The sequence below is a fragment of the Bacteroidota bacterium genome (genome assembly GCA_008933805.1).
Lineage (GTDB): Bacteria > Bacteroidota > Bacteroidia > UBA8524 > UBA8524 > SB11.
Genome location: WBUH01000019.1, coordinates 83,857 through 94,628 on the forward strand (window position 1 = coordinate 83,857; position 10,772 = coordinate 94,628).

Consider the following 10,772-nt stretch of genomic DNA (forward strand, 5'->3'; position numbering starts at 1 on the left):
GGTACAACCTATGTACAACAATTTAGTTGTTCTGATAAAGCGGTTTTAACTCCAAAGAGACGGCCACCGTCAAGGCCATTTGCTCCTTTGGGTCGGGTTCTACCATATAGCGAAGGTAGCAATTACTTCTTAAAATGGTGGCCGAGCCGTTGGAACATTCAGAGGTTGTTAAGATGTAGGCAAGCTGCTTGGTAAAAATTTCGTTGCGGAGGTTGCTGGTGAAGTTGATATAAAGAGGGGTTTCGTTTAGAGTTTCGTCCACAAGACAGATTAAATACACCCCACCCTGATTAGGTAACGTGGTGATGTCGATTGTGTAGTATTGGTGCGCCGTGCTGTTAAGAAAGGATTTTGCCCGTTTCTCTAATAACTCTTTTCTGTCCGCAGGTAGCATTTTTTTAAAATTAAGTAAAGCCCCACCTTTCGGTAGGGCTTTGAGTTGTGTTTATAACGCTCTTAGGTATTATTTACCAATAAGGACAACTTTTTGGGTGCGGCTGTTATTGCCAATTTTTAAAGTCACGAAATATATTCCTGAAGGGTAATTTTCAAGATGAATTTGGGCTTCGTACCTTCCTTCTTTTTGTTGTGGTAATCGTTCAGTCCCCATTGGCCTGCCTAACATATCCATTACTGAAATTTCTACATCTTGCGGGGTTTCACTTTCTACAGTGTACACCATGTTTGTTACTGATGTAGTAGGGTTTGGATATAGCGAAAATTCAAGTGTCTTTTCAGATTGTGTATGTTGGGGTTCACTCACATCGGGGTCTGTTTTAAATTTAGGATTGCTTGCGTTGTACACGTCAGTATTACAAAATGCTTTTACCTGAGTGGGGGGTACTTGCCCAAGATGTGTTAAGCGGCAAACCCCTTCGGGTTGGCTTCTGTTGATAAGGCGAAAATCATTGTGATTAATTGTTGTTGGCTCTTTTACTATAATTTCAGGGGCAAGAATGGTCATGTACCCCGCAGGCCAGTTAATATTATCTCCAATGATAGTAACCCTTTCCCAAACTTCCATATAATTGGAGGTAAATGTATAGTTATCATCTATCACAACATACTTTTCTAAATCGTTGCCATACAAATTATAGGCATACGTAGCCCCTACTACTTTATTGGTTTGAAAAGTAACATTTTGAACTTCCCTGTGAACTTTACCGTATTGGTTTTCTAAAAAGGTGTAGTTTACCATGATACGCAAACGAAGGTCGGGGTCGAGCTTATGCCTTTTCACTACTGGTAGTGCAAAATAGTTATAGGTTTTTTCGGTAAACTCATCCAGTTGCACCATTACTCCGTTAAAAAGCAAATCTTCAGCAGTAAGCAAAGGGTAATACGGTTGTATGCTGTCTTCAACAAAATCTATTAAAAACTGGTAATTCTGCGGCATATTTACGTGTGCCACTAATTTTGAGTGTGTAAACTGTATGCTTGCGTGTATCTCGTCTTGGTATGCAGAGTCGTCTAAATAACCATGCAGGCAGTCTATAGGATAAAAATCTGTGATGTACCAATTCTCATCGAGTGAGTCCACATCTTCAATTTTGTTAAAGTTTCCTATCCTTTTCGCTTTTGATTTGAATTTACCCACAAGAGCCGCATGAAGGGTTGTTTTTGCAGTGTCAACCTGTGCCGCAGGATTAAACGCATACTTAAATGTTTTTAGCTCAAAATGGTTGCGTAATACTTCTTTTGAGTTCTTTGCACGGAAATAATTTTCTTCGGCATCGTAGGCGTTTATTTCAGGTTTTTGCAACACCCCAATTACCCCCAATGCTTCATTGTAAGCAGGGTAGCGTGTCCAATCGTTGGCAGGTATGGCACTTTGGTATTGGCTGCTTTTACTGCCCGGCTGTTCCAATTCTATTGCATCGGCAAGGTTATAATTGTTTGTTGTAACACTTCCCGTTAATTTAAGTTCCCCTTCTATGAAACTAATGTTAGGAATGGCAGGAGCTTGCGGGGTTATCATCCCCATAAGAAAATCAGCGGCTTTGCCCCCTAACCCCAACTCAATTTTCAGGGAGTCTTTTTTAGTAAAGGCTTGAAGTGCCGTGGGGTCAATCGCATTTATAAGGGTAGTTGCACCCGTAGAAATAATGCCGTCAACCAATGGATTAAACCCCGATAACCCTTTGGAAAGTAATTTACCAAATTGTTCGAGGGCTAATTTTTCATAGGGGTCTAACCCCGGCGGGGCTTTAAATTTGGTAACCAGTGCATCAATGTTATGGTAGGTTTGCATTCCTGCCACTGCACGTCCGCCGTTTTGGTTCAATCCTAACAGAAAGTCTTGGCCGTTTAGCAGTGGTGAAGTGCCGCTGCCATTCATCGGTACGCTGGTGGCAATTAGCCGCCCGTCCATGTTAACACTCGCATTGGTAAGGGTAATAAAATTAACGCGTATTTTAGACTCCGTATTGCACACGCAAGGGTCGTAGGCTAAGGTAAAATCGGCCACAAACCAAGAGCTTTGACCCGGATAATCGGAGGAACGGCTAAGAAGTGTGTAAGAAGTTTCGTCTAAAGTTTGGGCTGTATTATTATAATACCCAAATAAACCTGAGTATTTATAATCTTGGTTTGGTTTAATTAGTTCAAGCTGTGTGTTTATTTTTTGACTTTGGTCGTCTTTCAAGCAAGCAAGAACCCTAAATACTCCACTGTACCTGTTGTATAAAATAAAATACGGGTTTTTACGGTTTTGAAGTGTAGTGGCGTAGGTAGTTTCATCGGGCTGGTAGCCTAAATGGCGATGCAATAATTCCCATCCGTCTTCGGGTTTATAATCCAGCAAGCTGTCATTTCCCTGCTGAAAAACCGGCAGGCTAAAGTAGTTGATATGCGCAAGGTAACTTGCAGTAGTTTTAAAAGGGTTGGGTAGTAGCATGGGGCCGCCCGTTCCATCTGTATAGCCTCCAATGGGATGGTAAGCGGGATAGTCATTTGTACGCCAATCAAACTGGTTTAAAAACAGCGGGCGTTCAGTATTGGTGGCCTTACCGGGGTCGGGACCTGTATGGATTAGCCCGTTACAACACGGCAGTCCGTTATCGTTGCCAACGCAACCGTCTCCTTGTTGGGCATAGATATGGCTGGCGGTGATTATAACCACCAGCAGTATATATAATTTCTTCATTGTGTGATTTTAGTTTATCCTTTTTCCTAAAAAGGTTTTGTCAACTTGACTTTTAATATCTGTTAGGTCTTTTAAATAAGAATAATCAATGCGTATATGTCCCATAAAAGCGGAATCCACCCGTACCCTTCCCCAAGCCCCATGACAAAAGCCATCCTGACTCAAAAAAGTATATTGCTTATAACCCACAGACTCTGAACCAGAAACATTAATTTTATTATCCGCACAGGTGCTAATGTTCATCAGGCCACTAATGGTTGTTTTTTCATGAGGGGGATTCATAGAATATTCGGGAATGTAGATACAAACAGTAAAGGTATCTGCTGCATTGTTGGTATGATAACCTTGATAGTAGCCAGCTACTTTAGAATTTTCATACCCATCAATCACAAAAATATTGCGGGTTTGAGCCACCACACTGTCTGTTGGAAAACAACCGAAGTCGGTTTTGCGCTTTACCTTCAACGTAATGGGAATACGGACACCAACAGGGAAATTTTTGCGGGTAAAACTTCGGGTAGTTATGGTTTCTGACCCAACTGTCCATTCGTATTCTACATTTTCCTCTTTTGCACGAAAAAAAACATCGCTGGATGCTAATGTATCCGTACTGTAAGGTATCCAATTGTCGGGGAAAATGCTCACCTCAAAAGTTTCAAAATCTGCTGTTAGTGGTTGTTTACCGTAGCAGGGGTCATAGTTCTCGCAGTCAGGATTTGAACGGTCGTGACATTCCTTCTTACAGCTTTCAGCCGTAAGTATCAAACCAGCACAGATTAATATAAACAGTAGGAAACGCATTGATGTAGATTTATTTCAAAGTTATTCTTTTTCTTTTAAAAGTCCTTCCACTGCTTTTTGAAGTTCGCCATTCTTACGTTTCAACTCTTCAATCTGTTTTTGTTGCTCAATGATGTAAAGGGTTAGTTCTTCTACCTTTTTTACCAATGTGGTGCTTATTCCAGTTAATGAAAGCCCGTCAGTTTCTACCTCACTGGCAGAAGGTATTTCAGGCAAATGTCCCAAACTGTCAATTTCAGCTTCAAGTACTGATAGTGGTTTTAACTTGTAAGTAGGTGCAAACACATAATCAGGCCATATAACGCTTGTTAACGTTGCGCGTATTTCATTTTTAGCAATGATGCTTCCATTTACCGCCAATTTATACCCAAAGGTATTATCAGTGCCAATACCGATATTGCCGTCATTACGAATAGAAATACCCCTGTTCCATTGTACAGAGTCGTAGCAAACTCCTAATTGGCTGGTTTGGATACGCATTACATTGGCAGGGCCGTCTTGGAAAATACGGGCACTCCATAGTGGTACAGGGCTACCTAACGGGGGCATAATACCCACAGGGCGGTTAAATACCCGCGAACGGCCAAAAACAACACTATCGGGATAACAGTTCCAGCAAATAGAACCGTCGTTTAAGCCTGAGCCGCCAATCATAATTTTACTGTTAGTGCCAAAGCCCGCCTGTTGGTTAAATAAAATTCCATTAACATCACAGCGTTGAGCTTTGATTGAAATTACTGATAGAAGGAATGCCGAAGCAAAGATGATTTTACCTGCAAAGGTTTTAATAGATGAATTGTGTTTAGTTACTTTTTTCATAATAGAAATACATATAATATTTGGGTTTAACTTTTTCATGCAATTTCTTTAGGGCAATGCTATGTGATTAGGTTGAATAATTTATATAGCTATATTCCTACTTTTATTACTTTATAATCTTTGTTTAAACTTACAAATGAATGGTTCTCGAAAATATATGATAGTATTTTCCTGCCATTGGTAAAAATCGCAACTGCTATTATTAATTTTACGGAAAACTGCAAACTGATACTTTTCATTGGGTTATTGTTAAAAACTCAAAACGGGCGTGTACCCTTGCTAATTGTGTACAGAGGTTCGGCGAAGAACCCACACAGCACAAAAGCATAGAGCAGCACGCCCTTTTTAAGGGCGTGTACTCTGATACCAGTTCGCTGTGTTGAAATTTTCGCCGATTTCTGTACGAACTATTATCAGGACACGTTATATGTTATCCTTATAGTCTAAGTTTCGATGTTTCTATTTACCTACAAATGTAGCGAACAACACTCCGTTGCACAATACCCAACAACACGTTGTTTTTAGAAACATACTGCTAATATGCCTGTATAAAGAACGCTTTATGGTAGAGAGACAAACAGGCTTAAAAATGCAGCATTGCAAAATTATTTTTATACCAAAGAAATTAATACAGTGAAAACACCCATTATTAAGTATAAAAGATTAGACAATATAAAAAAGGCTGCATCCCTGCGGCCTTCGTGGAAACTTGATTATATATCTTGGGACAGATAATTTATCAAATCAATGTTTTAAAATAATACACACAGGACAAAAATAATTGACTGTAACAATTGCCGCAAGGGTGAAACCACCCATTTTTATAAAAAGCAAAAGCCGCATCCCTGCGGCCTGTCGATTGCAATTTTCCTTAAACAAGGAAAGCAAATATACTTACTTCTATTCTACGAGCCGTTTTTGACTGACGTTATACAGCAACCCTGTTTGCCCGTATCGGTTTTTGGTACATTCGGCGTAGTTATTAATAAAATTATTGTCCACTTTGTGAACTATGATGTTTATTCCGGCATCGTAAAGGGGTTTAGTGCCTCCCCGTATTTTGCCCCCACTGGTGCGTTGAAAAATCACAATAAAAATGGTATCAGGAAAATCCTTCCTCAGCTTATCAAACTCTGAACTATCCACATCGAGTTTTGTCCAACTGTCGATAATAATCACATCAAACACCTTTGCCTTTTCCCGAACGTCTTTTAGTGAGTTTTCCTCACTCACAAACAATCGTTCACGGTTGGCAGGTTTTAGGTACTTATCGCGGTTGGTCATTACGATATTTGAGTTCGCCCCGATTTCTAAGGAGTAAAACCCGATTTTCATTCCCAAATCCGCAAACCCATCGGCCAACTGAAACGCAAATTGTGTTTTGCCTGCGCCTTGGTCGCCTTCTAAGGTAATAGCCAGCTTGTACCGCTCCAAATCCCCTAAGAGCTTGCCAATGTCCCCTTTCAACCGAAAGGTATCCTGTGCTGCTTTAACCTCATTAATCGGGGTAAACCCCGATAGGACTGATTTTCTTAAGGGCGGCCTTTCGGATATTTCCGCTGTTGCGCCAGCCGCCCTACCTACTTTTTTGGCTTTAACCCCGATAAATATTGCACTTGTAATCTTGGCTTGGCATTTTTCACCGCCTCCTTGCATTGCTTTAACAAATCGTCAGCGATATTGATGTTGCGTATCAGCTCCACATTACCCGCCAAACCTGCCAATGCTGTTTTCATACGTTGGGCAATTGTGCTAAGTATGGACTTTTGAGGAGGGACGTTGGTATTGGTTTTAGCCGATTCTATCCTTTTTAAAAAGTTACGGATGGATGTTACTTTGCGGTCTTTGCCTTTCATGGCGATAAAAGACTTTATCAGTTGCAGTTCGAGGCTGTATTTCTTAACGTTCACAAGGGCTTTGGGGGCTTTTTCTTTGATTACTTTGATTTTGGTTTTCACTTTTGCCTTTACCGCCTTTTTAGGCTTTTTGGCTTTGGCGGCAACCTTCTTAGTTTTTCGGGGTGCGGGTGTTTTCTTTTTAGGAGGGGCGGGAGCTTTGCGTTTAGTAATCGGTGCTTTGCCTTTGGCCTGTTTCTTTGGGGGTGTCTTTTTCTGTGCAGGTTGGTTATGCGTTCTTATAATCTCCTTTATCAGTTTGTCGGCACTCTCCTTTACTTTGGGCATTTCGTTATAAAACTCTTGGTAAAGGGCAAGGTTATCCTTTTGGCGGCGGAAAACTTCGGGTAAGAGTTCCCAATTAATCGGTGCGGTAGTTAAGGTTTGGGGGGTTATCTGTATCATACTATGCTAATTTTAAAAAGATAAATTCAAGTTCAAGGGCGGCAGCTTCTGCCAATGCGCGGCGTTTCCGACGTTCCCTGTCAGGGTCAGCTTTGGGTTCAGTTCCGGGGGAAGGAATAATGCAACTGCCGTTGTCCACTTGGTTAAAGGAGTAGGCTAATAAATGGTTTAAACTTTTAAAGTCTTCGGCGGCATGGGTGGCCACCCGTCCGCTTATTTTCAGCTTCTCTTTTTTGAGCAGGATTTCTTGGGTGATGCGTTCGGTGTTTTCTTTACTTAAAATACCCGCATATACCTCTTCGGCTTGGTTCTGTTCTGTTACCAACTGGTTTTTCACCGCCTCAAAATCCGTGTCCATCGAATAGCCTTTGGCCTCAAATACGGTACGTTGTGCTTTGGCAATCGCCCCTGTATAGGCTTTATACCTTGCAAACTCCGTATAACCCCTGTCGGTTATCCTGCGCAGGGTAAACACCGAAGCGGCTATTTTACGTTGCAGTGCAATGAGTGCCTTGTCCTCTTGGGGCAGGGAGGTTTTGTAGGTTTGTATTTCCTTTATCAGTTCGGTTGCTTTTTCGGCTACCTTCAGCATCCCCTCGCGGGTGGTCTGAAAGGAATAGGTGTAGTCCGAGGGGTTGCGCACTAAATCGGTTAAAGCGTTCAGCCACATATCGGGGTATTTTTGGCATTCCGCCCTGAATTGGATTAGCCCCGCACGGTCGGTTTCGATGTTGTCAACGGTTTGGATTTGGGATTTTATTACCTGTATTTTCTTATGCACATCCGTTAGTTCACGTTCCCTTACGATTTTGACCAGTTCGTCAATATTGGTATAAAGGGCGAATTTTACCTCTTCGGTGTCCAAGCTGTCCACGTCCAACACGTTGCCCCGGTCGCTTCTGTACCATATATCGTTAATGCGGTGGGTTTTCTCCTCTAACTTCTGAAAGACAAACACGTCCATAGAGTCCTGCACTAAAGGCATTACCACCCTTACATAGCCGTATTCATTACCCTGCCGCCATATACGGCCTTCCAACTGTTTGGCATCGGTAGGGTTCCAATCGGGGTAACAGTTGTAAAGGACAGTCCCCTTGCGTTGCAGGTCTATGCCTTCGCGGATAGAGGCCGTTCCGATTACGACCTTTACAATCCCTTCTAAGAAGGCATCTTTGATAAGTTCCCTGCGGGTTTGCGATACTTCGGAGGTCAGCACCTCCACTTCGCAAAGGGTAGCTTTTTTATACGTTACCGACCGTTTAAACCCAACGTTGTCAATCAGGTAATCAACGATGTACTGAAAGTAATCCTTGCCACGGTTTAAGTAGATAACCTGTCCCGAAACGGGTTCGCCGCGTTTTTCGTGCCATTCTTTGACCGAACGGATGCACTCGACGGTGTACTTAATCTTGGGGCTGCTGTCTATAAAATCTTGGGGAGTGGCGGGGTAGGTTTTCGTATAAAGAAAAGGGGAAAGCGCATTGTCTAAGCTCCAGCCCAAACAGCGCATAATGGCCTTAATTTTCTCAAACCGTGTAAAATTATCGGGATAGGCGTTAATATTCGCTTGGTTGATATACTGCTCCTCGGTCATTTGCAGGTAAGTAACCAGTTGCTCATCGGGGGGCAGTTTTACCGCCAGCCCTGTTTTGGGGTCGGTTTTGGTGGTACGGGGTAGATTGATTTTACAAGGGCGTTTCACCCCTGCCTCTTCCCCTGTTTTATAGCTGATATGGTTGTATATCAGCCGTTGCAACACCAATCGGTTATTAAAAGACTTTACCACGTGCTTTTTTTCAATGTCGCCCTGATAGGTCATTGTAAACTCAAACGACTGGTGGATAAACGTCTCCATAAAGTCATACAGGTTGGTTACCCCGTACTTTTTCATGTTATCGTACCCCACCATTGCCAGCATCGAATAAATTTCAAGGGGGTTGTTGGTAAAGGGTGTGGCGGTGAGCATCATTACATTCGCCCCGTAGGTACGCTGTATGTAGTTGTTAATGAAAAACATCTTTTGCGCCCTTGCGCTCAAGCCACCGTCTATTTTAAACCGCTTGCTGCCCTTTTCATCGGGCGGTACGTAGGCAAACACGTTTTTATAGTTGTGGGCTTCGTCCACGCATACAAAATCAAACCCCAAATCATCCACGTTAACAACGGTTTGTTTGTTAGAACCGCCGACAAGCTCCTCCAGTGATAAAGTCAGCTTGGCCGTGTCGCGTTTGGTTTTTTTGCCCTCGTCGGATTGCATCAGGATGTGGGACAATTCGTCAAAAAGGCCGTCCATCAGTTTTTGTGAAAACCCCAAACGCATAAACCCTTCGTAGGTCAATACGGTAATGGAGTTTTCGGCCACCTTCTTTTTAAGTACGGCAGGGTTGACCGATTGGGCGTTGAGGTTGTACCATGCGTTTACCGTGTACCCCGTCCCTGAAAGTACCCCTGCGATAAACTGCCCTGTGGCAGTATCGGTGTAGCCGAACAACTCTTTTACCCATTTGTTGTAGGTAGGGTTGGGTACTACAATAAGGGGGCGTTTGCATTTACCGCTGTACAGGGCATTGGCAATATTGATAATAGCGGTCATGGTTTTACCCACCCCTACGTCATAGGCAATAATACCCGACCCTACGGCGGTCATAAATGCGATGCCTTCGCGCTGTATGGGGGTAATGGACAAGGGGGCGGTTTTAAACAGGGCAGAACAGGTGAACCCGACGGGGATGCGTTGGTACTGTACCGAACTTTGCCCGTTGTATTGTCTGTTCCACGTAAAATCAAGTTTTACTTTGTCTTCGTCACTCAAGGCTTCGTACAAAAAGCGGGAAAACAGGGCTTCGCCTTCTTTGGGCGCATACTGTTCTATCAGTTCCCGTGCTTCTTCGGTATTTTCTTTAGTAAACCGTTTTGCTTCAAGGTAAAAGTGTTGTATTTCATAAGGGGTAACGTTTTCAAAATCGCTTTCGGGCAATCTTCTCATCCACGCCGAAAACGCCGTTTGCAGGCTCACCCCTTCACTGGCCGCTTCGGTGGGCAATTCAATATCTACTAAGGCTTCGTCAAGGGCATGGACTTTAAAACTGTCCGTGTCGGTAGCAAACCCCGAAATAGCAAGGATAACGGGTCGGTCGCTGCTGTCGGGGGCACGGACACTGATTTGTTTAGGTTTTACCTCCTCTAAGGCTTTTACGTGCAGTTCATACGCCTCTTTGCCGTAATTTTTTACAATGGCCTTGCTGTCTTTTTCCAAGTCGAGCAAACGGTCGTATATGTTGGCATAGGTGTAAATGGGATAGGGCAACAATGCCCCGTTTAGGTAAAACAATGCCCCTTTTTCCACCAGTTCTTTCAACTTTTGTGGGGAGGGTTTTCCTGTGTCGTACTTATCCCACCCCGTCATTTTTTCGCCTTTGTTTTTTTGGTAATACACCCACGCCTGTTTTTCCTCAAGGGTGATGCCTGCGTTGTACAGTGCGTCCACCTCTTCAAAGGACAATACCTGTGGTTTTGTCCCCTTTTTTGGGGATATCCTTCCCAACCCCGAAAGCCCTGAAAGGCTGCCCGAAGGGATGGACTTTAACAACGTGTAGGTAGCGGTATCCAACGGAGGCAGGTGTTGCCCCTGTAACGAGCCTAAGCCCCTGCTTTTTAAGTTCTTTTCAAATTCTTCGGCCAGTTTTAGGGCTTGTTCCCTTCGTAAT

General features: G+C 43.1%; 7 protein-coding genes. All 7 read right to left on the bottom strand.

The genetic code is table 11. From position 1 onward, the window contains the following. Positions 1–22 precede the first annotated feature (22 nt). Positions 23–394, bottom strand: a complete 372-nt coding sequence (locus F9K23_16340) for a hypothetical protein (protein ID KAB2913811.1) — start codon at positions 392–394, stop codon at positions 23–25. Positions 395–463: 69 nt separating this feature from the next. Continuing rightward, on the bottom strand, positions 464–3,145 hold the full coding sequence (locus F9K23_16345) for a T9SS type A sorting domain-containing protein (protein KAB2913812.1): 2,682 nt from the start codon (positions 3,143–3,145) through the stop codon (positions 464–466). A 9-nt stretch (positions 3,146–3,154) separates the two neighbouring features. Continuing rightward, positions 3,155–3,946: a hypothetical protein gene (locus F9K23_16350; GenBank protein KAB2913813.1), complete on the bottom strand. Its 792-nt coding sequence runs from the start codon at positions 3,944–3,946 to the stop codon at positions 3,155–3,157. A gap of 21 nt (positions 3,947–3,967) precedes the next feature. Then, complete coding sequence (locus tag F9K23_16355) at positions 3,968–4,765, bottom strand: hypothetical protein (GenBank protein KAB2913814.1); 798 nt, start codon at positions 4,763–4,765, stop codon at positions 3,968–3,970. A 900-nt stretch (positions 4,766–5,665) separates the two neighbouring features. Beyond that, positions 5,666–6,232, bottom strand: a complete 567-nt coding sequence (locus tag F9K23_16360) for a hypothetical protein (GenBank protein KAB2913815.1) — start codon at positions 6,230–6,232, stop codon at positions 5,666–5,668. Positions 6,233–6,345: 113 nt separating this feature from the next. Further along, positions 6,346–7,065 carry a hypothetical protein gene (locus F9K23_16365; protein KAB2913816.1) on the bottom strand — a complete coding sequence of 240 codons (720 nt, stop codon included), beginning with the start codon at positions 7,063–7,065 and terminating at the stop codon, positions 6,346–6,348. Between the two features lies 1 nt (position 7,066). Next, positions 7,067–10,772 (bottom strand): hypothetical protein (locus F9K23_16370; GenBank protein KAB2913817.1); only part of this gene is annotated, 3,706 nt, incomplete at its 5' end.

Excerpts from the sequence above, each read along its gene's own strand:
- F9K23_16340 (KAB2913811.1), bottom strand. The coding sequence starts at position 394 with ATGCTACCTGCGGACAGAAAAGAGTTATTAGAGAAACGGGCAAAATCC.
- F9K23_16345 (KAB2913812.1), bottom strand. The coding sequence starts at position 3,145 with ATGAAGAAATTATATATACTGCTGGTGGTTATAATCACCGCCAGCCAT.
- F9K23_16350 (KAB2913813.1), bottom strand. The coding sequence starts at position 3,946 with ATGCGTTTCCTACTGTTTATATTAATCTGTGCTGGTTTGATACTTACG.
- F9K23_16355 (KAB2913814.1), bottom strand. The coding sequence starts at position 4,765 with ATGAAAAAAGTAACTAAACACAATTCATCTATTAAAACCTTTGCAGGT.
- F9K23_16365 (KAB2913816.1), bottom strand. The coding sequence starts at position 7,065 with ATGATACAGATAACCCCCCAAACCTTAACTACCGCACCGATTAATTGG.